The sequence below is a fragment of the Acinetobacter sp. AHP123 genome (genome assembly GCF_023757925.1).
Classification (GTDB): Bacteria; Pseudomonadota; Gammaproteobacteria; order Pseudomonadales; family Moraxellaceae; genus Acinetobacter; species Acinetobacter oleivorans.
Genome location: NZ_CP092454.1, coordinates 3,552,986 through 3,576,104, shown reverse-complemented (window position 1 = coordinate 3,576,104; position 23,119 = coordinate 3,552,986). Strand labels below are relative to the sequence as shown.

General features: G+C 38.1%; 21 protein-coding genes. 11 read left to right on the top strand and 10 right to left on the bottom strand.

Annotation, left to right across the window (positions count from 1 at the left end):
* Positions 1–4: 4 nt before the first annotated feature.
* Positions 5–1,360, top strand: a complete 1,356-nt coding sequence (locus tag MJX77_RS17030; RefSeq protein ID WP_252059791.1) for an MFS transporter — start codon at positions 5–7, stop codon at positions 1,358–1,360.
* A gap of 48 nt (positions 1,361–1,408) precedes the next feature.
* Here MJX77_RS17030 and MJX77_RS17025 read toward each other — a convergent pair whose 3' ends face one another.
* The gene (locus tag MJX77_RS17025; protein ID WP_252059789.1) at positions 1,409–2,647 is read right to left on the bottom strand and encodes an SGNH/GDSL hydrolase family protein; all 1,239 of its coding nucleotides are present in this window, start codon (positions 2,645–2,647) and stop codon (positions 1,409–1,411) included.
* 111 nt (positions 2,648–2,758) lie between these two features.
* Here MJX77_RS17025 and MJX77_RS17020 point away from each other — a divergent pair, with 111 nt between their 5' ends.
* Positions 2,759–3,664 carry a LysR family transcriptional regulator gene (locus MJX77_RS17020; protein ID WP_252059788.1) on the top strand — a complete coding sequence of 302 codons (906 nt, stop codon included), beginning with the start codon at positions 2,759–2,761 and terminating at the stop codon, positions 3,662–3,664.
* On the opposite strand, the gene MJX77_RS17015 is transcribed toward MJX77_RS17020, so the two are convergent.
* Positions 3,657–3,959 carry a hypothetical protein gene (locus MJX77_RS17015; RefSeq protein ID WP_004793054.1) on the bottom strand — a complete coding sequence of 101 codons (303 nt, stop codon included), beginning with the start codon at positions 3,957–3,959 and terminating at the stop codon, positions 3,657–3,659. The two genes, MJX77_RS17020 and MJX77_RS17015, sit on opposite strands and share 8 nt — an antisense overlap.
* A gap of 904 nt (positions 3,960–4,863) precedes the next feature.
* Here MJX77_RS17015 and MJX77_RS17010 point away from each other — a divergent pair.
* Positions 4,864–5,010: a hypothetical protein gene (locus tag MJX77_RS17010; RefSeq protein ID WP_005304246.1), complete on the top strand. Its 147-nt coding sequence runs from the start codon at positions 4,864–4,866 to the stop codon at positions 5,008–5,010.
* Positions 5,011–5,276: 266 nt separating this feature from the next.
* Positions 5,277–5,705, top strand: a complete 429-nt coding sequence (locus MJX77_RS17005; RefSeq protein WP_252059786.1) for a hypothetical protein — start codon at positions 5,277–5,279, stop codon at positions 5,703–5,705.
* Between the two features lie 90 nt (positions 5,706–5,795).
* Here MJX77_RS17005 and MJX77_RS17000 read toward each other — a convergent pair whose 3' ends face one another.
* The 3 genes from MJX77_RS17000 to MJX77_RS16990 all read right to left on the bottom strand — a co-directional run bounded on the left by MJX77_RS17000 (position 5,796) and on the right by MJX77_RS16990 (position 7,201).
* A complete protein-coding gene (locus MJX77_RS17000; RefSeq protein ID WP_004793048.1) occupies positions 5,796–6,113 on the bottom strand; it encodes a hypothetical protein in 318 nt (105 codons plus the stop codon).
* 115 nt (positions 6,114–6,228) lie between these two features.
* On the bottom strand, positions 6,229–6,444 hold the full coding sequence (locus MJX77_RS16995) for a hypothetical protein (RefSeq protein ID WP_005304252.1): 216 nt from the start codon (positions 6,442–6,444) through the stop codon (positions 6,229–6,231).
* A gap of 280 nt (positions 6,445–6,724) precedes the next feature.
* Complete coding sequence (locus MJX77_RS16990) at positions 6,725–7,201, bottom strand: CinA family protein (RefSeq protein ID WP_252059784.1); 477 nt, start codon at positions 7,199–7,201, stop codon at positions 6,725–6,727.
* A gap of 316 nt (positions 7,202–7,517) precedes the next feature.
* On the opposite strand from MJX77_RS16990, the gene MJX77_RS16985 reads away from it, so the two are divergent.
* Both MJX77_RS16985 and katE read left to right on the top strand, forming a co-directional pair.
* On the top strand, positions 7,518–8,936 hold the full coding sequence (locus MJX77_RS16985) for an iron-containing redox enzyme family protein (protein WP_199987174.1): 1,419 nt from the start codon (positions 7,518–7,520) through the stop codon (positions 8,934–8,936).
* Positions 8,937–8,979: 43 nt separating this feature from the next.
* The gene (gene katE, locus MJX77_RS16980; protein WP_252061354.1) at positions 8,980–11,124 is read left to right on the top strand and encodes a catalase HPII; all 2,145 of its coding nucleotides are present in this window, start codon (positions 8,980–8,982) and stop codon (positions 11,122–11,124) included.
* Between the two features lie 56 nt (positions 11,125–11,180).
* On the opposite strand, the gene MJX77_RS16975 is transcribed toward katE, so the two are convergent.
* Both MJX77_RS16975 and MJX77_RS16970 read right to left on the bottom strand, forming a co-directional pair.
* On the bottom strand, positions 11,181–12,059 hold the full coding sequence (locus MJX77_RS16975; RefSeq protein ID WP_005304264.1) for an SDR family oxidoreductase: 879 nt from the start codon (positions 12,057–12,059) through the stop codon (positions 11,181–11,183).
* A gap of 139 nt (positions 12,060–12,198) precedes the next feature.
* Positions 12,199–12,600 (bottom strand): DUF6367 family protein, encoded by a 402-nt coding sequence (locus MJX77_RS16970; protein WP_252059783.1) that lies wholly within the window; start codon positions 12,598–12,600, stop codon positions 12,199–12,201.
* Positions 12,601–13,074: 474 nt separating this feature from the next.
* Between MJX77_RS16970 and MJX77_RS16965 the strand changes: the two genes are divergently transcribed.
* Complete coding sequence (locus tag MJX77_RS16965) at positions 13,075–14,304, top strand: KGG domain-containing protein (RefSeq protein WP_286089230.1); 1,230 nt, start codon at positions 13,075–13,077, stop codon at positions 14,302–14,304.
* 59 nt (positions 14,305–14,363) lie between these two features.
* Here MJX77_RS16965 and MJX77_RS16960 read toward each other — a convergent pair whose 3' ends face one another.
* Positions 14,364–14,597 carry a hypothetical protein gene (locus MJX77_RS16960; protein ID WP_004793031.1) on the bottom strand — a complete coding sequence of 78 codons (234 nt, stop codon included), beginning with the start codon at positions 14,595–14,597 and terminating at the stop codon, positions 14,364–14,366.
* A gap of 288 nt (positions 14,598–14,885) precedes the next feature.
* Here MJX77_RS16960 and MJX77_RS16955 point away from each other — a divergent pair, with 288 nt between their 5' ends.
* Positions 14,886–15,497 (top strand): LexA family protein, encoded by a 612-nt coding sequence (locus tag MJX77_RS16955; RefSeq protein WP_005304277.1) that lies wholly within the window; start codon positions 14,886–14,888, stop codon positions 15,495–15,497.
* 69 nt (positions 15,498–15,566) lie between these two features.
* Here MJX77_RS16955 and MJX77_RS16950 read toward each other — a convergent pair whose 3' ends face one another.
* Positions 15,567–16,178 carry a LysE family translocator gene (locus tag MJX77_RS16950; protein WP_151768552.1) on the bottom strand — a complete coding sequence of 204 codons (612 nt, stop codon included), beginning with the start codon at positions 16,176–16,178 and terminating at the stop codon, positions 15,567–15,569.
* 156 nt (positions 16,179–16,334) lie between these two features.
* Here MJX77_RS16950 and MJX77_RS16945 point away from each other — a divergent pair, with 156 nt between their 5' ends.
* Positions 16,335–16,790, top strand: a complete 456-nt coding sequence (locus tag MJX77_RS16945; protein ID WP_000376211.1) for an Lrp/AsnC family transcriptional regulator — start codon at positions 16,335–16,337, stop codon at positions 16,788–16,790.
* A 57-nt stretch (positions 16,791–16,847) separates the two neighbouring features.
* Here the strand turns inward: MJX77_RS16945 and MJX77_RS16940 are convergent, their stop codons facing one another.
* Positions 16,848–18,464 (bottom strand): purine-cytosine permease family protein, encoded by a 1,617-nt coding sequence (locus MJX77_RS16940; protein ID WP_004793027.1) that lies wholly within the window; start codon positions 18,462–18,464, stop codon positions 16,848–16,850.
* A gap of 195 nt (positions 18,465–18,659) precedes the next feature.
* Between MJX77_RS16940 and MJX77_RS16935 the strand changes: the two genes are divergently transcribed.
* Both MJX77_RS16935 and MJX77_RS16930 read left to right on the top strand, forming a co-directional pair.
* On the top strand, positions 18,660–22,124 hold the full coding sequence (locus MJX77_RS16935) for a hybrid sensor histidine kinase/response regulator (RefSeq protein WP_252059781.1): 3,465 nt from the start codon (positions 18,660–18,662) through the stop codon (positions 22,122–22,124).
* Positions 22,121–23,080 (top strand): response regulator transcription factor, encoded by a 960-nt coding sequence (locus MJX77_RS16930; protein ID WP_252059779.1) that lies wholly within the window; start codon positions 22,121–22,123, stop codon positions 23,078–23,080. The genes MJX77_RS16935 and MJX77_RS16930 overlap by 4 nt, the downstream gene beginning before the upstream one ends.
* Positions 23,081–23,119: the final 39 nt, after the last annotated feature.

Genomic DNA, 23,119 nt, shown 5'->3' with positions numbered 1-23,119 from the left:
GTAAATGACAACATCTAAATTAAATGTAAATGAAGTTATTGATCAGGCCCGATTTACCCCTTTTCACTGGAGCATTTTGCTTTGGTGTTTATTAATTATTGTTTTTGATGGTTATGATCTGGTGATTTATGGCGTTGTACTGCCTTTGCTAATGCAAGAGTGGTCGTTAACAGCTGTACAAGCTGGGATGTTAGCAAGTACAGCACTATGCGGAATGATGTTTGGGGCAATGTTCTTTGGAACTTTGGCAGACAAAATAGGCCGTAAAAATGTGATTTTAATTTGTGTCACTCTTTTTAGTGGTTTTACCTTTTTAGGTGCTTTTGCATCAAGCCCACTTGAGTTTGGAGTACTTCGGTTCTTAGCGGGACTTGGCATTGGTGGGGTTATGCCAAATCTAGTTGCTTTAACCTCGGAATACGCACCTAAACGTATACGTAGTACTCTGGTGGGGACCATGTTTAGTGGTTATGCGATTGGGGGAATTCTTTCAGCCTTAATTGGTAGTTATTTGGTTGAAAGTCAGGGGTGGCAAATTATGTTTTTAATTGCTGGTATTCCACTATTTCTATTACCTGTCATTTGGAAGTTTTTACCTGAGTCATTAACTTTTTTAGTTAAAACAGGTAAAACTGAACAGGCTCATAAAATTATTCAAAAAATTTCACCTGAACAAACACTAACAATCCATACGCAATTAGTGCTTAATGAAGATAATGTTCCAACAGGTAGTTCTGTAAAGGGATTATTTCAGCAAGGACGTGCTTTCAATACACTCATGTTCTGGCTCGTGTTCTTCATGTGCTTACTCATGGTGTATGCGTTAAGTAGCTGGTTACCAAAACTCATGCTGGCAGCAGGGTATTCACTCGGAAAGAGTATTTTATTCTTGCTTGCTCTAAATGTTGGCGCAATGATCGGTTCAATCGGTGGCGGTATTTTGTCTGATAAATTCCATTTAAAACCGGTAATTATGGGAATGCTACTGGCGGGAGTTTTAGCATTAATCGGTTTAGGCTTTAAGTCACCAGCCTATGTTTTATATGGATTGGTGACCGTTGCAGGAGCTGCAACGATTGGAACCTCAATTCTTCTTTATAGCTACGTTGCACAATATTATCCATTAAGTGTGCGTTCTACTGGAATTGGCTGTGCCTCTGGTGTTGGTCGTATTGGGGCAATTGTTGGACCTATCTTAACGGGCCTGTTATTGGGGTTAGAATTGCCGCATAAAATGAATTTTGTGATGATCGCAATCCCTGCAATTTTGGCGCTTTTCGCTGTCATGGTTCTAAGACGTTATGCAGCCGAAAAACAGCCGATTACCTCAAAACTTACCGCCGAGTTAGAGGGTAATTAATCAATATTGATGCAGGTAGGGAGCAAATTCCTACCTGCATCTGGCGTTTTATTGATTAACTAGCTGGTTTAAATCAACCAGATTTGCCATTTGTTGATTACCGCGATCATTCGGATGTAAATGATCTCCCGAATCATAAATTGGATTTAATCGATCGGAATGTTTTGAATCTTTTAAGCCTTGCTCAAGATCAAGAACCCCATCAAATGTTTTACTGGTTCTCATCCAGTGATTAATAAGCTGGCGTAATTCATCTTTGTTAGGCTGATAATAGTTATCTAAAGGTGTATTGGGTAAAGCGCCTGAAAATGGAAGTAGCGTCGCCCCAATTACTTGAATACCTTGCTCATGAGCTTCCTTTACAACACGTTTATAACCTTCAGTTAAAGTTTCAAATGACGGTATTTGTTGTTTAGGTGCAAAAGCTGTACCAGGCCATGAAATATCATTAATGCCTACCAGCACAATTAAAGTTTTAACACCTGAGTATTGAAACACTTCACTGTTTAAACGTTTTAAAGCACTGTCACCCATACCGTCTGTAAGTAGTCGATTCCCTGAAATTCCACTATTAATAACCGCTATTTGATGTGGCGATAAGCGCTTAGCTAAAAAGTCAGTCCATCTCGTATTTGCATCCAAAGTTGCAGTTGCGCCATCGGTAATGGAGTCTCCAATAACAGCAACCACCTGAGCTTTCCGTTTTGGTTTTACTTCAATAGCCGATAATAATAACCGTGCAGTTGTTGTTTTGGCACTGCTAGGCGTATTTAAGTTCGCGGTCTGATTGCCAGCAATAATCCAACTGGTTTGTTTCGCATCCCAATGAAAAGTTTTAAATGTAGTCGGCTTTTGAATAAAGCTATTTACCATTAACTGCGCATGATCGGGAACAGGTAGCTGGATTGGATCACTAATCAGTTGTTTGCCAGGTAGAATTTGTGCTTTAAGTTTCCCAGAAAAATAAACTGGATAAGTACTCTTAGCTTTTAGACTTTGTCCTTTGAATATTCCCACAGTTGTTTTATCAATAGATAGCGGTTGATCCCCATATTGATTTGTGAAAACAAGCCTAACAGCTTCACCACCTAAACTAATTTGGCTGATTTGTTTGATGGTTTGATTAGATATTTGATCTGGAATATTGGTCGGGAAAACGAAATCTTTATTCCAGACTTTTTGGGGGCTGGCTGCCCAAGTGGTAATCCATTCGCTCTTTTTTACTTCTGCTTGTGCAAAGCTCGTAAATAAAATGAGAGAGAATAGGGCGGGTTGATAAAGTTTCATCTCGTGAACTCTTTAAAATGAATTAAAGTTATCTTGAAACAAATTGCTGGCTTGTTATAGCGACATAAGCGGAATAAGATTTGTGAATGAAATTCATAAATAGCTTTTGTTATGTCATATTTTGATATTAATCGGTCTGGCGAGTTGGCAATTTTTATTCGAGTGGTCGAGCTTGGAAGTTTCTCTTCCGTTGCAAGAGCTTGTGACATGACGCCGTCTGCGGTCAGTAAGTTAATTTCTCGGCTGGAAAAAAGACTTGGTGTTAGATTGCTTAACCGTTCAACACGCCAGTTTCAGCTTACCAGTGAAGGATGTCATTTTTATGAGCAAGGCATTCACATACTCAATAACTTAGATGAACTAGAGCAATCAGTTACTGCAAATCACATGCCGCAAGGGCGAATTAGAATTCATACCAGTCTTTCATATTGGACACACTTTTTATTACCTTGTATTTCTCGATTTAATGAGTGCTATCCACAAATTGAATTAGAGGCTCATTTGAGTGATGAAGTCATTAATTTAGTTGAGCAACGGATTGATGTTGCAATTCGGACAGGGCCTCTAAAAAGCTCAAATTTGGTTGCTCGCTCACTTGGAAGCACGCGGAAACATTACGTCTGCTCACCTGCCTATATTGAAAAGTATGGTTGTCCGCAGCACCCAGAAGAGCTTTATGAACATCAGCTTTTAGATGTAAGTTATCAGCGCCAGAATAAAACATGGTTCTTTAAAAAAGACGAGCAAGAAATCACACTTGCACCTACTAAAGTTCTGAGAGTAAATCATGGAGAAGCAATCTTACAGTTAGCACTCGCAGGTCTTGGCGTTGCACAGCTTAATGAATTCCAAGTTCGAAAAGCGCTAGAGCAGAAACTATTGGTTAAAATTCTTGAAGACTGGAATATCAATGCTTCTGAAGAATTTCATGCTGTTTGGATAGGACATGACAAATATGTCCCTAAACGCGTAAGGGCATTTTTAGATTTCTTGGTAGAGCAGGCAAAGGTTAGTTAATTAAGTTTTTTCTGGCACTTAACTGACATTGGTGCATGGTTTCATTCATTGTTTCCACAAAGTGCATATCCGCATCAATATTTTGTAAGCTTACTTTAGGTAAGTTTTCTACAAATTGTGGCGAATAATGTTCTTCTAAAGAGTTATAAATACAATTACATTGTGAAAGTGCGCGTCCTGCCCAAACACAATGCCTGTTAAATTCATTTTTACTGATAGATCTGCAACCTAATAAACTTATAGAACTTATTAATAGGATGCACATTAAAACAATACGATATAAAAAAAACATCATAATTGCTCTTTGTTGGTTGTTGTTATCGTTCGATTTGGTATATAGATGTTCTAATCTTTAATTGGCGTTTAATCTTGAGATTTTTTCCGTATAAAGATAAAAGTTTGGATAGGTGAAAAGATGGCAGGAATTCTTTAAAAGTGTTTTAAGCTGAACGATAAGATAATAAAGATGAAGAAAAATAAAATGATATAAAATAATAGTCATTAGAGACTCCTTGATAAAAGAAGTTACGCCCAATCACTGCTATTAATTATGGTGGTGAAACGAAAGAGGGTTAGCAGACTGATACCTAAGAAACCAGCACACCCGAAGGTGTCCCACTCCCGTTCCTCCGTCAAAGGCACGAGGGGCTCCACACCAAAAAACGTGTTTTTAGTGCACTTAGGTAGACGGTCTGCTAAAACCGACTGACAAAATAGGTCAGCCGGAGCATCATAAGCTGAGCATTAAAGCGGGTCAATTGCAAAAATAAAAGATTGGTTTATATAAACAAATATTAATATTTTTAAATTTTTATTAATAAAATAACTGATTATTTGGAATTTAAGCGATTGATTAATTATTATACCTAATCTTAATAATTGAGTTTTAATGTTTATATATCAAATATTTATTAATTGTTAATTTATATATTGTTTGCAATCATTGACTTAATAAGACACAAACTCGGAAAGGATGAATAATTTTACTTTCATGAATATGACAATCTGAATTAATTAGCTAATGCCAAAATTTAATTAAAATATCAATTGCAAGAATGATATTTTTTGATCATTTATTTAATTTTGATTTTTACAAAAGCTTGCATAATCTACAAAAGTTAAGAGAACCACTGCGGTAGGTCAACAGAAGATAATGTTATTCATAAGCTTACATCTTAAGATTAATCAGGGTGATCTCAATGTTAAGAATTTTTTGTGCAGTGAGTATGGTATTTGCAATCGCGATGGGTATGAGCGCTTGCCAAGATCGACATTCAACAGATGATGATGGAACACATGGCTCTAATGATCCAACTGTTCCACAACAAATGGATAAAAACTCATAATTATTTCATCTAAGAAAACTCACTTTTACGTGAGTTTTCTTATCGTTAATTTCTATAAAATATGTAACACAATAAAAAAGATAATTATATAAAAAGATAAAATTAATCAATGAATTAGATTGAATTTATCTTTTGAATAATTTGTTGTTACTGAATTGTTTCGCTATTAAATTATAGTTTCAAAAAATTAATAAAATAAACACAATAAATTACTTATATTCATCCAAAATTCATTTTAATGATGAGAGTTTTATAAAGGTAAGGATATGCCCCAGTACTTAAGAATAGCTGAGAAAATCTATCAAAATGTTAAAGAGAAAAAAGGCTTTACAGATGAGCCTATGGAGGACCTTAACAATTTGATGATTGAACTCAGACATGAGCTTAAGGGGACAAAGCTTAAGCTTTTATACAATTACATTGATTTTGCTGACTTACTGATTAAACCCTTACAGGAATCTAAAATTAAATTGGATTTAAGCCTTATTCCAAAGAGTAAAAATACACAAGAATTTGTGCTGTGGCTTGCAGGTTTTATTGAAAGAATTACTACAGGCGGGCAAGAAAAATTACCGCCAATTCAGACTAAAGTTGCTTTACCTAACTACGCCTATGAAGAAATACATTCGTCTCCAGTAAAACCAGTCAATAATGGAGAAGAAATTATTGAATATTTTAAGAAAAAAGAAAGTTAAATAGTGGCATATAAAAAAAGCCTATTTCCGAGGGCCAATCGGAAATAGGCTCTTAGTTTTTGGACCAAAAGAGAATGTTATAAAAACAACTTATCTTCCATTCCATGCATCTTTAATTGCTTGTTTAGCATGTTCCCATTTTAAACGAGATTCAGCTTTGAGTTCTTCCCATTTTTGTTCCAAACCGCCTTCGACATCTTCAAATTGAGTGCCTTGTTCCGATTCAGCACGTGCACGATGACCTAATTCATAGGCTGTCGAAAAGTCTCGGTCATAATCGAGATCGGGAGTAGTAAGCTGAGCTTCTTGATAATAAGGACGAGTAAGGTAACTTTCGCGCCAATAAGTGTCAGAATAATTATGGTCGCCGGCTGGCAGTCGTGCGTGATCGCTATTTTGATCTGTCATCAGTTTTTCCTCATCTATTATTTAATTTTATGCTTATGGTAAATTTAGGAAGGTGAGGGCACCTTCCTAAATAAAATGAATGACCGCATCAAATGACATTTAAGTCAGCATCGGATTAGCGTTGCTGATTATTGTTATTTGAGTTTTGTTGGCCTGAATCTTTTTGATTCGAGCCTTGTTGTTGGCGGCGATTGTCATTTTGCTGTTGTTGCTGATTGTTTTGTTGCTGTTGATTGCCGTTTGGCTGTTGCTGATTGTTGCGGTTGTCATTTTGCTGTTGTTGTTGCTGTTGATTATCGCGTTGATTGCTTTGATTATTAGTAGTGCTCATCTTTAATTACCTCATATCATTTATGATGTGTGTTTTATCTGAGAGCTTCAGATAGGTTTATTAAAACATGAAAATTTTTAATGTGTAGCCTTCGGGTGTTACCCTATATTTAACTGTAAATTTAAAAATTAAATAAAACCTTGATTTCTATAAAATGTAACTTTTATCAGTAAACATAATTAATATGAAGATAGATAAAATTACACTTGTGCAAAATGGTGTTAAATAAATGCAATGGTCATTTCTAAATGTGTATATGTTATCTTTTATTAAAATGAATTTATTTTTTATTATCTAATATTATGTATTCTATATCTTTAGAAATGCAATAAATAAGTTGTCTAATTTTAAGGCATGCTGGTCCTTTAAATAGCCGTCTAAAGTTATAAAAATTATTTTTATAATAAATAGAATAAAAAAAGGTGCCTACAGGTTTTTCTTTAGTCTCAGAACCTCCTTTTTTTAAGAGGCCTGTGCAGGCAATATAAAGATCGGCATGTAGGAGTTCTTTGCCTTTTTTGATCATTTCCACAGTGACTTCCATCGATTCAGGTGTATATTTTTCAATAAGTTCAGGTGCGATATGAAGTGTATTTTCTTTGACACGTAAGTCATAGCTGACTAAGCTTCCAATAAGAATATCACCTGAATAGGGACTTAAAGAGAAGCGATAAGCTAAATAGCCCGCCGAAGCACTTTCAAAAAGTGCAATTTTAATTTTTTCTTGTGCGAGTAATTTGCAACATGAATTAAACATTGGTTTTCTCCTTAAAACTCTTTTTAATTTAGTTATAAGATTATTTTTAATTTATTTTTGTTAAGTTTTTAAACTTTATGATTTTTAAAGTAACTTAAATGTAATTAAAATTTATTATTTATATATTTTTTATAAAAACAGATGCTTAAATAATTCTAAAGGTGAGAATGTAATTTTATGTTATTTTTTATCTGGTTGAAATTTAACGCTTTTAAAATTATAGGTTATTTCTTAATAACGTAATATAACAAAGATAGGCTGGGATTATAGTTTAGCTGAAGTATGGTAATTTATATCTCACTAAAGGAGAATAGAAATGCCTGTTGTAGTGAAAGAAAGATTATTAGACTTATTACAAGATAATCAACAAAACTATTACGAATTATTTGTTTTTTTCCTTGATCCTGATATTTCTAGTTTTGAAAAAGAAAAGAAAGCACGAGATTTTCTTAATAAAGAAATTGATAAAATAGATCAAAAGGAAATTGATTTTCCTGCAACTATAAATACAGTTAAACAATGGTGTGAAAACGATAATAAACAAAATTGTGAATTATTTCAGACTTACCTAAACCGTAGACAAAACGGGGGTGAGAGAGAGTATTTTAAGAATGTTGGTCAGGCATTCGAATTTTTAATTAAGGTTTCCCCAACTAAAAAAGTAGATGGTGCATGGCTATATAGTTCAGTTCACTACTGGAATGATCCGGTTTTTCATGACCTCATTATTACTTATTTGGAAGAGCTGGGACTAGGTGAGCCGAAAGCCAACCATGTCTGTATTTATGATGACTTACTACGTAGTCTCGGACTCGATAGTTTTGATCTGCTATTAGAAGATGAATATTATCATAATGCCGTGATTCAGCTGGCACTTGGTTATGCTCCACCTGAGTTCATTCCTGAAATTGTCGGCTTTAATTTAGGTTATGAGCAACTGCCACTGCATCTACTCATCAGTAATTATGAGCTTGCCGAACTAGGCATCGATTCTAAATATTTTAATTTGCACATTACTATCGATAACATTGATAACGGGCATGCAGATAAAGCAATTAAAGTTATAGAAAATATTTACGATAAATACAGAGATAAAGAACTTTTCTTTAATAAATTGAAGCGCGGTTTTGCGCTTAATGGCCATGGTGTTTCGTCTTCAAAAATTATTAAAAATTTAAATCTTGAAGATTTAGTCCTTAAAATTTTAAAAAGAAAAGCGCTCGTGGGTCAGCTCATTCATAACGAAACTAGACAGTTTGGATGTAAAACGATTAACCAATGGTTATCAAATCCAGAAGACGTTAAAGGGCTAGTTACACATCTTATTGATCACAAGTGGATTAAATTTAATACCGACCCTGAACAGAGTGTGTTCTGGCGAATGATTAATGAAGAAAATGGAAAAATGTTTGGGGTATTTAACCCTGTAGAACGTCAAATTATTCATGACTGGATTGCTGGTAGTGACCATTCTTCTAACTTCTTGGCCTATAGCAGGGAATTAAAGAATAGCCAGCGTATTCAAGATTATCTCTTTAGTTATATTTCCGATGGCGAACTGGATGCACTCCAAGAGCGTGTTCAGAAATCACATGATCTTGCTATAAAAATATGCAAGCTGACTCCGTTTTTGGCCCCAGATTCACATCATAAAAGCATTGGACTTTGGAGCACTCGTAAATACGTCGAACTCCTTTTTCCATATTTAAGTTCCTTTAACAAAACTAACTCTTGAAGTTTTTTAACTCACCCCACGTTTAACTTTAAAAACATAGGTAATAAACATGACTGATAATGTTAAATCAACAAATAAAACAAGTGAAATGGCTGGTGCTGACGCTGCAAATAAAGCCAATACTACCCAAAAAACTGAACAGTTAGACTCAGTCAGAGACGATGCAACCAATGAAGCATTAACCACAAACCAAGGCGTTAAAATTGCTGATAACCAGAATAGTTTAAGAGCAGGTATTCGCGGTTCGACGCTATTAGAAGACTTTATTTTAAGAGAGAAGATTACTCATTTTGACCATGAACGTATTCCTGAGCGTATCGTGCATGCGCGCGGTGTAGGTGCGCACGGTTACTTTCAAGCTTATGAAGGAAATGAGCGCTTAACTAAAGCGGGATTTTTAACTGATCCAAGTATTCAAACACCAATTTTTGTACGTTTCTCAACAGTGCAGGGACCACGTGGCTCTGCTGACACCGTTCGTGATATTCGTGGTTTTGCGATTAAATTTTATACCCAAGAAGGTAATTTCGATTTAGTCGGCAATAATGCACCAGTATTTTTTGTACAAGATGGTATTAAATTTCCAGACTTTGTTCATGCGGTAAAACCTGAACCAGATACAGAAATGCCAACAGGGGCAACTGCCCATGATACTTTCTGGGATTTTGTGTCTTTAGTTCCTGAGTCAGCACATGCAGTAATTTGGGCAATGTCGGACCGTGCTATTCCACGTAATCTACGCTCAATTCAAGGCTTTGGTGTTCATACATTCCGTCTTATTAATGCCCAAGGTAAATCACATTTTGTAAAATTCCACTGGACACCTAAACAAGGTTTAAGTGCTTTAGTGTGGGATGAAGCTCAAAAGCTTGCAGGTAAAGATCCAGATTTCCATCGCCGAGATCTTTATGAAGCGATTGAGAATGGGGTTTATCCTGAATGGGAATTGGGTGTACAAATTGTCGAAGAAGAAGATGAAATGAACTTTGACTTCGATTTATTAGACCCAACCAAAATTATTCCTGAAGAGTTGGTTCCAGTGACTCCAATCGGCCGATTTGTTTTAAATAGAAATGTAGATAATTTCTTTGCAGAAACAGAGCAGGTGGCTTTCTGTCCGGGACACATCGTGCCAGGAATTGATTTTACAAATGACCCACTTTTACAAGCACGCCTATTTTCGTACACCGATACACAGTTAAGTCGTTTGGGTGGACCGAACTTCCACCAAATTCCGATCAATAAACCAGTATGCCCATTCCATAACAATCAACGTGATGGTATCCACCAACATACGATTCACAAAGGGCAGGCTTCCTATCAACCAAACTCAATTGATAATGATTGGCCAGCAGAAACACCACCTGCTGCTTCAAATGGTGGTTTTGAAAGCTATCCTGAACAAATTAGCGGACACAAACTTCGTCAAAGAAGTGAAACCTTTTCCGATCATTTTTCACAACCGCGCCTTTACTATAAGAGCCTTGCGCCTCATGAGCAAAAGCATGTGGTCGATGCCTATACTTTTGAACTAAGTAAAGTGCAACGAAAACACATTCGTGAGCGCCAAGTTCAACAAATTTTGGCAAATATTGATCTCGACTTAGCTCGACAAGTAGGCGCTAATTTAGGAATTGAAGTTCCTGATTTGACTCTAGATTATAAGAAAACCGCAGTTGAAAAATCGGCTAAATTATCTTTCTTGGCTTTCCCACCAGAAGATATTCAAGGCCGAAAAGTTGCTGTACTAATTCATAACCTTGTGAAGTCAGATACCCTTGAAGCTATTAAAAATTGGGCGATTAAAGAAGGTGCGGTTGTTCATTTACTAGCGCCGAGCTTGGCTCCAGTAAAAGACCATAAAGACAACATTATTGTGGCTGATGGTATGCAAATGGCTGAACCTTCAATTGCTTATGATGCGGTGATTATTCCTGATGGCGATAACTTAAATGCTGTCCTGCAAGATGGCGTAGCGCGCCATTATGTACTCGAAGCTTATAAGCATTTAAAACCAATTGCGTTTTTAGGTAATAAATCTGATTTGCTTGAACCGCTAGGTTTAGTTGCCGATGAGGGTACTTTAGTTGAAGATGAATTCCAGGCTATTGCTGAAAAATTCAAAAAACTGATTATGGCCCATCGTGTTTGGTCACGAGAACAAATAGCCGCTCAGGTACCAGCTTAATAAACAAAAAAAGCCCTGAAAGATTTATCTTTCAGGGCTTTTTTATATCTTAGGGATTAACCATTTACGATTTGACCACCGTTTACATGAATCACCTGACCTGTAATATAACTTGCATCATCTGAAGCAAGGAAAAGATAAGCAGGTGCAACTTCACTTGGTTGTCCCATTCTTCCCATTGGTGTGTCTTTACCAAATTCCTTAACGGTTTCTGCATCGAAACTGCTTGGAATTAAGGGGGTCCAGATTGGACCTGGTGCAACACCATTCACCCGAATTCCTTTTTTCTGCTTCATTAAATTGTTTGATAAGCTACGTGTGAAAGTCGTAATCGCACCTTTGGTACTTGCATAATCAATAAGCTCATCATGGCCTTGATAACTGGTAATACTAGTCGTATTAATAATACTGTCGCCTTCTTCCATATAAGGAATAGCTTCTTTAGTAAGATAAAACATTGGAAAAATATTAGTTTTAAATGTCTTTTCTAATTGCTCATTACTAATACTTTCAATTTCCTTTTGTTGATATTGCACGCCAGCATTATTCACTAAAATATTAATTTTTCCATAATGTTGTAGAACTTTATCAATATCGAGTTTTGCAACATCTGGGTCAGAAATATCACCTTTTAATAAAAGACAATGTTGTCCTTCTCTTTCAACGAGTTGTTTAGTGATTTCGGCATCCTCATCTTCTTCAAGATAAAGGATTGCAATATCGGCACCTTCACGGGCAAACAATACTGCGACAGAACGACCTATACCGCTATCGCCACCACTAATAACGGCAACTTTATCTTTTAACTTATCGCTACCTTTATGGGAGCTTTTTATAATCTCAGGTTCAGGATGCATTTTTTCCTGATCGCCTGGTTGATGAGATTGAACTTGTGCAGGTGCGGATGTTGGATACTGATTTGTTGAGTTTTCCATACTTTAAATACCTCGGTTAAATATCTAATTTATAAATAGTGCGCTGTTACTACGTAAATATGAGTAAAATGAATTTTTTAATAAGTTGCCTTTGTTATTTTATTTATAAGGATGTAAAAAAATATTTTATATTTAAAAGTTAAATAATATCCATTAATTTAATTTTGTTCTTATCAATCATACTTTCAATAATAGATCTATTGCCTGTATCTTGTAGCCAATTTTCAATAGGTATATTGTTGGATAAGTCCAAAATTTCTTTAATAATTTTTTTAGCACCTTCAATATTTTTTGTCTCTTTATTATTTTTAATAATGATATTATCAAGCAATAACTTTATATCTTCTTGCTCTATATTCTTTGACTTAATAATATATAAATCTCTTTGGAATGGATGGCTTGCATGCGGAGGATCTAATCTATAGCTCCATTCTTGGTCATAATTTTGCCATGAATTCTTAGACTTAATATGGCCGAGTAAAATTTCTGGAATAGAAATATGGATGTATTGTAGTGTTGACTCTTGATATTCTAATTGCATGGCTAAACTACTCAAATTGCCTTATTAAAACTAGTTTTAAATATTCATATTAATCTCTCAAGTAAATTCATTTTGAAAATGTAATGATATATATTATTGTTTTTTATTGAAAATAAGTGTTTTACTCTGTGTTTGTTTAAGTGAGTATGTTTCATTATTTTACTTTTTGTTTATAGTTAAGCTGTTTTGTTGTTTGTATAGATATTTTAAATCTGTTTGTAAAAATATATTGTAATGTGCAGTTAAGTAATAATAAGTGAGCTAATTATTTAAAAAGTAAAATGTGAGAAAAGTTGGAATGTATAAATCTTTATTTAAATAATGAAGTTATAAAATTTTTAATCTTTCATTTTATATACATTTAAATTGATTGATACAGAGCATCGGTAGGAAAATATTATAGATCTTCTATCTTTATTAAATCCGTTAATCAAAAGCGGTAGTGACTATAATTAAATATAGGAAGATATAACTATGGCTAATACTAGATATGAAGATGATGATAACAATAGTACAGGTACTTCAAATCGTGGATTTGCAAGTATGGATCCTGAAAGAGTTAGAGAAATAGCCAGCAAAGGTGGGCGAGCAGCCCATGCCAGTGGTAATGCGCATGAATTTACTTCTGAAGAAGCTCGTGAAGCTGGTCGAGCAGCGCATGCAAGCGGTAATGCACATGAATTTACATCTGAGGAAGCTCGTGAAGCGGGTGCCTTAAGCCATAGAAATGGTGGTCGCGGTCGTAGCCGCGATGATGACGACGATGACGATGATCGCGGTAGCCGTTCAGGTGGCCGAGGACGTGGCCGCAGCCGTGATGACGATGATGATGACGATCGCGGTAGCCGCTCAGGTGGTCGAGGCCGAGGTCGTAGCCGTGATGATGACGACGATGATGACGATCGCGGTAGCCGTTCAGGCGGCCGAGGACGCGGTCGCAGTCGTGATGATGACGACGATGATGACGATCGCGGTAGCCATTCAGGTGGCCGAGGTCGCGGTCGTAGCCGTGATGACGATGATGATGACGATCGCGGTAGCCGTTCAGGTGGCCGAGGCCGAGGTCGTAGCCGTGATGACGATGATGATGATCGCGGTAGCCGTTCAGGTGGCCGAGGTCGTAGCCGTGATGACGATGATGATGACGATCGCGGTAGCCGTTCAGGTGGTCGAGGTCGTGGCCGCAGCCGTGATGACGATGATGATGACGATCGCGGCAGCCGCTCAGGTGGTCGAGGCCGTGGCCGCAGTCGTGATGACGATGATGATGACGATCGCGGTAGCCGCTCAGGTGGTCGAGGCCGTGGCCGCAGTCGTGATGACGATGATGACGATCGTGGCCGCTCAGGTGGCCGAGGACGCGGTCGCAGCCGTGACGACGACGATGATGACGATCGCGGTAGCCGCTCAGGTGGCCGAGGCCGAGGCCGCAGTCGTGATGACGATGATGATGACGATCGTGGCAGCCGTTCAGGTGGCCGAGGCCGCGGTCGCAGCCGTGACGACGACGACGATGACGATCGCGGTAGCCGCTCAGGTGGTCGAGGCCGTGGGCGCAGCCGTGACGACGATGATGATGACGATCGCGGTAGCCGTTCTAGCGGACGAGGTCGTGGTCGCAGCCGTGACGACGACGATTATGACGGTCGTGGACAAAACTCTCGTAATCAAAAACGTGATGCCTCTGGACGTTTTACGTCTTAAGCATAATGTTTTAAAAACGAAGGAGGCTTTTGCCTCCTTCGTTTTTTAATTTATTTACTTTACTGTGGGAGCAGTTGTAGTCCTTTTACAATATCAATGTACTCAGAACCGTTTAACCAAAAAGATTTTTTTAAAAATAGTGTCGTCATAATACTTTCGGCTGCTTCGCTATCCGGATTTTCACAGAATAATCCGTAGCTTTCACCTAAAACCGCATCATTTTCAATCAGGCGGATATAGTAAGCATGTTGCTCATTTGCATAACCTAAAACCGCATCACGTTGATTTTTCATTTCGCATGTCTCCATACCAAAAAACTGAATTTAACCAGAATGTTAAGTGTTCAGAATCTCATTTGATAAAAATCAAAAAACAGTCAGCAATAATGACTATCTCGAAATAGGTTTTGATTTTCTTCAAATTGCCATTTTGATTAAAACATCCCTGTTAAAAGCAAAATGGATTAAAATCTGATCATGAGATTTATTGTTATGCAAAAAAAATATTTCGTCAACTTGAAAATGTAACTTTTTCAAGTTACATTGTTTGTGTAGGATTTGAACAGTGAAAAGGGAGGCAATATGCCAAAGAAGAAAGAGTTCGAGCATGGCGGTGTACGAGAAAATGCCGGACGTAAAGCACAGTTCAATGAACCCACCAAAGTCATTCGTGTTCCCGAGTCTCAAGTTAACTTTATCAAAAATTGGTTACTGAATAATGTCAAAACCAATAATTTAACCGACTTTAACTCAAAACTTAATGTTCAACAGGTCCACCCGAATAACGATAAAATTTACCACATTCCTTTGGCAACAGAACGTGTTGCGGCAGGTTTTCCTTCGCCTGCACAAGATGATATTGAGCAAGCACTCGATTTAAATGAATATTTAATTAGAAATGAAAATGCCACGTTTATTGTCAAAGCCAACTCTTTGTCCATGTTAGATGCTGGAATTGATATTAATGATCCGCTTATTGTGGACCGTAGTATTCCCGCTAAATCGGGTGATATTGTGATTGCACTCATCGACAATGATTTCACTGTTAAGCGCTTAATGATTGATAGTCAATTTCAGCCACCTAAAGTTTGGCTAAAAGCTGAAAATCCTGATTATCAGAATATTTATATTGAAGAGGGGCAAGAACTGGTGATTTGGGGAGTGGTGACTTATAACCTCAAACGAATGAGATAAATTTTTCTTATATTTATTATTTAAGTTACTGAACCGAAAAGTGAGTCAGTAACTTTTGTTAAATGAGTTTTAAATTTGCCCAATCAATAAACATGTAGCAATAACGACCATCAAACCACCTGAAAAACGGCCAACTAATTGTGCTGCTTGTGGTCTGGTTTTTAAAATAGCCTCTGAACCATAACCTACCATTAAGTAAATAATCGCGCAGCTAATCATGTGTACAACACCAAAGGCAAGAATTTGTGTCGTCACTGACCATGAAGCAGTAGTGTCAATAAATTGAGGAAGCAGGGCTAAAAAGAGCAAAAAAACTTTCGGGTTTAAGCCACTCACGTAAACGCCTTTGGTTGCCCAGCTCAACCATGACTGAGCTTTTTCAGAACCAGATTTGTTCGGAGTAGGAGGGGTAAGTAATAAGTTTATTCCCATCCATAACAAATAAGCAGAACCTGCAATGGTTAGGATCATGAGTGCAGTTGGATTATTTGCTACAAGCAGCCCAACACCAGCCGCTACTAATAAAATCGTAATAAAGTGCCCAAATAGCATACCTGCGACAGCGGGTACGACGACTTTGCCCTTAATTCCTGCCGAAATGGCATATGCCCAGTCTGCCCCTGGCGTAATAATAAAAAGAATGGAGACACTCCAAAATGCAATAAAAATGTTAAAAGCCATATGCTTATCTCGGCAAACTATTTTCCAAAGGTTTCGCTCGTGGTTTAGAAAAAATCCCTATTTATTCGAGCTTGTTGAAAATAATATGCTCATGTATTTAGAATGTGCTTTTAAATGTTTGCTCATATCACACTCATTTGGGGTAAATTTTTCTAAATGGATCGCACAGATAAAAAGATTCTTGCTGAATTGCAATTAAATGGCCGATTATCTATTACTGAATTGGCAGAAAAAGTAGGCTTGAGCATTTCACCTTGTCATAGACGAGTGAAGGCTTTAGAAGAATCGGGAGCCATCAAAGGCTATCGGGCAGAACTCGACCCAAACTTAGTGGGATTTGAATTTTCAGCGATTGTTTTTATTACGCTTAAAGAAGGTGATAAACAGGCAGTCGAGAAGTTTGAAAATGCCGTAATTGATATCCCGCAAATTATTCAGGCGCAGCGCTTATTTGGTGAACCAGATTACTTGTTGCATGTGGTCGCTAAAGATTTGCCTGCTTTTCAGCGGTTGTATGATGAAAAATTATCTGCTATTCCAAGTGTGCAACGACTCATCTCAACCATTGTGATGAAAGATGTAGTCCCTGAACGTTTATTTCCGATTGGCTAAAATCATCAGGGGTAAAAAAAGAAGCTTTAAAGCTTCTTTTTTAGTTGGTATAGAATTTTAAGCATCAAGAGTTTTACACAAAGAGCAGATCGTACCGTTATGTTTATGAGAGAACATAATATCTGGGCGTTCGTAACCTTGTTCACATACGCGGCAGTGGTAAACCGTTGCAACTGGTGTGCCTTCAGCATCGTAACGTGGTTCTTTAATGCCGTCATCGTGTGACTTGATGTAGTATTTTCCTTTGGTTAATAAGCCCATGACTGGAGTTAATACGAAGGCAAGCACAAGTGCGATAAGCGGTGAGTAAGGCGCCAAGAAACTACCAAGTAAACCGAAGAATGCTGCAATTGATAAGCCTGCTGATACAAGGAATGCAACCATACCGACAGGGTTCACGTTGTATAGCATGTCACGGCGATATTCTGGTTCTTTCGGTGAAAGTTTTAAAACATATTTGTTGATTGAAATGTCTGTTGCAACGACTACAACCCAAGCAATCGCAAAGTTTGAATAGAACCCTAAGATTTTACCCAATACCGCAAACATGTTGCCTTCCATTAAAGCAAGCGCAATTGCCAAGTTCACCATCACAAAGACAATACGACCCGGATAATGTTTGCTAATACGTGTGTAGGCACTTGTCCATGCAAGGGAACCAGAGTAAGCATTGGTCACATTAATTTTAATTTGAGAAATGACCACCAAAATCACTGCAAGTGTTAAAGCTGCCCAGCCCGGAAGCATGTCATGAAACGCTGCATTAAACTGTTGAACAGGTTCAGTACTGTTTACGCCCGGTATTTTAGTGAGTAAATAGAAACCTAAAAATGCCCCAATAATTTGTTTGATTGCCCCTAAAATCACCCAACCCGGACCCGCTGAAATAACGGCTGCCCACCATGCTTTGCTATTTTCTTTTGTTTTTGCAGGCATGAAGCGTAAGTAATCAATTTGCTCACCAATTTGCATGATGAGCGATAAACAAATACCAGCACCTAACATGATCGCGGCCATGTCTACGGTTGCAAAACCTTCTTTACCTGTAAAAGTAGCAAATTGGCTAACTAAGGTTGGTTCTTGATAAATCAGGTAGGCCACAGGACCAATCATCAGAATGAGCCAAAGTGGGGTAGTCCAGACTTGTAATTTACTCAAGGCTTTCATGCCGTAAATCACCAGCGGTATGACCATAACGGTTGAGATGAGGTAACCAGCCCAAAGCGGAATGCCTAAACCGAGTAGTAACCCTTGCGCCATGATTGAACCTTCAAGGGCAAAGAAAATAAATGTGAAACTGGCGAAAATGATACTAGTAAGAACTGATCCGATATAACCAAAACCTGCACCGCGGGTAATCAAGTCAAGGTCGATGTTATAGCGCGCTGCGTAGTAGGCTAAAGGAATGCCGGTTAAGAAGATAATAATCGCTGCAAATAAAATGGAGAAAACAGCATTGGTTGTTCCGTAAGACATACCAATACTGGCACCAATAGAAAAGTCAGCAAGATAGGCAATACCACCAAGTGCAGTAATAGCGACAACTTTGGGACTCCAGCGCCGAAAGCTGTGTGGAGCATAACGTAAAGTATAATCTTCTAAGGTTTCATTCACTGCTTTTTGTGAATCTGTACCTTGCACAGTGTCCAGATTTGGATGTTCAGATACACTCATAACATCAATCTCCCAATCATTTTCGGTCAATCAACACAAATATTGATCATTGTTTTTTGATGGTTTTGAGTGTGTGATTTTTGGGAAAAATTGAAAATACGTTATTTTGCGTATATGTGCGTATTTGAGAAAATCGCCATGATAAATGACTTTTGGCATAAGGATTGCTGGGTTTAATGCAGCCCCATCCAAAACATGAGTGTTATGCCAGATTCTTCACGCCCCCAACAAGCGCCACAACGTGTGATCAAAACACGCCGTGAATATAATATTTGGGTGGCCGATGAAAGTATCGAAGATTATGCGCTCCGCTATGCACCTACCTCAGTGAGAAAATGGTCACCTTGGACCGTTACTAATACCGCAATTTCAACCGTTAGCTTTTTGGCTATGGAAGCCATTGGGGCAACCATGCTTTGGCAGTATGGCTTTAGCAATGCAGTCTGGGCAGCAATTGTCGTATGTACCATCATATTCTTAACCAGTTGGCCCATTAGTTACTACGCCGCAAAATATAATGTAGACGTCGATTTGCTTACTCGTGGTGCAGGTTTTGGCTACATTGGCTCGACCATTACATCTCTAATTTATGCCAGCTTTACCTTTATTTTGCTTGCGTTTGAAGCCGCAATTATGGCGATGGCACTTGAGCTGGCTTTAGGCATTCCGCAAGTTATTGGTTATTTAATTTCTGCCTTAGTGATTTTGCCTTTAGTGGTCAAAGGCATTGGTTTTATTAATAAAGTTCAGGCAATCACTCAGCCAATCTGGCTCTTGTTTCTGTTATTGCCGTGGTTTTTTGTACTTTGGAAACAACCACAAATTTTAAGTAGTAGCCTGCATTTTGTTGGTGCGGTTTCAAATTCAACCGATTTTAATCTGTATTACTTTGGTGCGGCGTGCACTCTTATTTTTTCATTTGTGATCCAAATTGGGGAGCAAGCCGACTATTTACGTTTTTTACCCCAACAAGAAAAAAACAGAACTGCATGGCGTTTTGCTGTTTTTTTAGGTGGACCATCTTGGATTATTTTCGGTTTTCTAAAAGTTTTGATGGGCATGCTGCTGATGGTTTTGGCTTTTCAGCTGTTTATTCCTGTCTCTGAACTAGACAATCCGACTTATCTATATTGGGTTGCCTATCAACAATTTATTCCAAACCCTCAGCTTGCATTAATCCTGACTTTAGCACTGGTTTGCTTGGCGCAAATTAAAATTAATATGACCAATGCCTATGCTGGTTCACTGGCATGGTCAAACTTTTTTGCCCGTTTAACTCACAGCCATCCGGGACGAATTGTCTGGCTTCTTTTTAACGTTTTTATCGCCATTGTTTTGATGGAAATGGGAATTAGCCATGCGGTTGAACGCATTTTGGGGCTATATAGCAATATCGCTTTGGCATGGATTGGTGCCGTTGTTGCCGATTTAATTATCTGTAAACCTTTAGGTTTAAGCCCAAAGGGAATTGAATTTCGCCGTGCTTATTTATATGACATTAACCCCGTAGGTGTGGGTGCTTTACTGATTGCCTCAGTGTTATCGATGCTCAGTTATTTGGGCTTTTTCGGATTGATGGCCAAAGGTTTAGCAAGTTTTATTGCTTTGGGGAGTGCGGTGTTATGTGTTCCTGTTATTGCTTACTTAACCAAAGGCAAATATTACATCGCACGCCAGCCTGAAAAAATTCAGGCGACTTCGGTTGCAAACTGTGTCGTGTGTGAACGGGACTATGAACTTGCCGATATGGCCGGCTGTCCAGCCTATAATGGTACGATTTGCTCTCTATGCTGTTCACTTGAAGCACGCTGCCACGATTTATGTAAACCCGATGCACGCTGGTCAGTACAACTCAAAAAAGCCATCTGGCACTATTTACCAGAACGTTGGGCCAGCCGTTTAAATAGCAGGGTCAGTTTATATTTATTACTGACTTTAGGGCTGTCGATCGTTCTAGCTGTGAGTTTAAGTCTGGTTTATATCCAAGAAAAAACCTACTTAGAAACGATTAATGCCGCAGCCGTTCCTCAGCTATTTACCTTGTTTGTCAAAATTTATACCATTTTATTTTTATTAATGAGTGTTGCTGCATGGTGGTTAGTGTTAAACGATGAAAGCCGTCGTAATGCCGAAATCGAGACACACCAACAAACAGCATTATTGATTGATGAAATTGCTGCCCATGAAGTCACTTCAAAAGATCTGCAAGATGCCAGAATTTCAGCAGAGCGAGCAAATGATGCAAAAAGCCGTTATGTCATTGGCATTAGTCACGAACTAAGAACACCTCTAAATAGTATTTTGGGCTATAGCCAATTGCTTCAAAAACAAGAACAGCTTTCAGAACAAGGCAAAATGGCGCTCGGTGTGATTAGCCGTAGTGGGCAGCATTTGACTTCACTGATTGACGGTTTACTAGATTTAGCACGGATTGAAACGGGCAAAATTTCTTTAAATGTGGTGGATGTGCATTTTCCAAATTTTATAGAACAGATTATTCAAATGTTTCAGCCACAGTTTGAACAGAAGAATTTACAGTTTGTTTATGAAATTGGAGATAACCTGCCGCACTATGTGCGTACCGACAAAAAACGCTTAGAACAAGTGCTCATCAATTTATTGGGCAATGCTTTAAAGTTTACCACGAGCGGCACAATTACTTTGAAGGTTGAGTACCGTTTTCAAACGGCTTACTTTGAAATTAGAGATACGGGTTGTGGTATTGCCGAGGCAGATTTAGAGCGAATCTTTAATCCGTTTGAACGGGGCAGTAATGTGGTTCAAGGCGGATTTACCGGAACAGGGCTAGGCCTACCCATTGTAAAATTGTTGGTCGATTTACTCGGCGGACAGCTATCTGTGACTAGTCAGCTCAATCAGGGTTCACAATTTAAGATTAAGTTTTACTTACCTTCAAAAGAAGTAGTTCATCCAATTTCTAATGTTTACTCCAACCAGATCACAGGTTATCAAGGCGAGCGAAAACGAATTTTAGTTGTCGATAATGAAGCGGTGGATCGAGGTTTAGTCGCTAATTTTCTCAAACCTTTAGGATTTATGATTGAAGAAGCCGAGTCGGGCATTGACTGTTTAAGACGAGTACCTATTTTTCAACCTAACCTGATTTTGATGGATTTAAATATGCCTTTGATGGGCGGTTGGGAAACTGCGCGATTATTGCGTCAGAATAATATTACCAATGTGCCGATCTTAATTATTTCAGCGAATGCAGGCGAGCGTGAAGTCAATCCACAAGATGCCGTCTTAAGTGAAGACTTTATGCTAAAACCAATCGACCTGAATTTGTTGCTGAGTAAAATTGGAGACAAATTAGGTTTACTATGGATTGATTCCAAATCAGATGCACTACTTGAAAATAATGAGGTTCAATCACTGGATGTAAAGGTATTTAAGCAGGAGCAAACCACTGTTCATACATCAATTACACAACCTGAAAATAATGATCTGCTCGATTTGCCGCAAAGCTTGCAACAATTAAATGATTTGATTGGGCAGGGTTACATTCGAGGAATTCAACAGACTTTAACGCAATGTCGTCAAAATTTTCCGGAGCATAACGAGTTATGGGAACAGCTTGAACAGGCTATTCAAAAGTTTGATTTAAAACACGCGCAACGATTAATTCAGGATAAGCAATGAGTACGCAACATGTTTCTTTTCAGCAAGCTTCGCCAAACGAGCAGGCTGTTATTCTGATTGTGGATGATGTGCCGGAAAATTTAGGCTTGCTACATGAAAGTCTGGATCAGGCAGGTTATCGCGTGCTTGTCACAACTGATGGGTTAAGTGCAATTGAAATAGCTCATCGATGCTTACCAGATATGATCTTGCTCGATGGCAATATGCCACATATGGACGGTTTTGAAAGTTGTATACAGCTTAAAGCGAGTCCAATTACGCAGTTTATTCCCGTCATTTTTATGACAGGTTTGTCTGAGACAGAACATATTGTGCGTGGTTTTCAGGTCGGTGGGGTAGACTATGTAACCAAGCCTCTGAATATTGAAGAAGTATTAGCAAGGGTAAAAACACATTTGGCACATGCCAAACTATTGCAGCAACAAAAACAGGTGATTGATGCAACGGAAACAGCCATTCTTGCGCTAGATGTTCACGGTAAAATTGTTTGGAAAACCCAAAAAGCCAGTGATTTACTGAATCAATATTTACCTGAATTAGAGGGTTTTGAAGCAGGTTTAAAAGCTTGGTTTTCAGACTTAGAAAATGAAAAAGACCCTAAAAAATTAACCAGCTGTTCTTATTCAACGCCATCCCAGCAATTACAGCTTTTATTGCTTACGCCGTGGGAAAGTGACCCAAGCGTGGCAAAAAATTATCTTATCCAGATAAAAACTTCTACACCAGCTTTGGAAATGAATGATATTTTGAAATATTGCCCACAGTTGACTCAACGTGAGGCAGAAGTCATGCACTGGTTATTGTTAGGCAAAACCAATAAAGATATTGCAGAAATTTTGGAGCTGAGCCCACGGACGGTGAACAAACATTTAGAGCATGTTTTTGAAAAACTTTGTGTTGAAAATCGAACTGCTGCGGTGGCGCATATTAATAGCTTGGTACAAGAGTTTCATTAAGTTCATTTAAAAATAGAGGCCCGTGTTGAGCCTCTATCA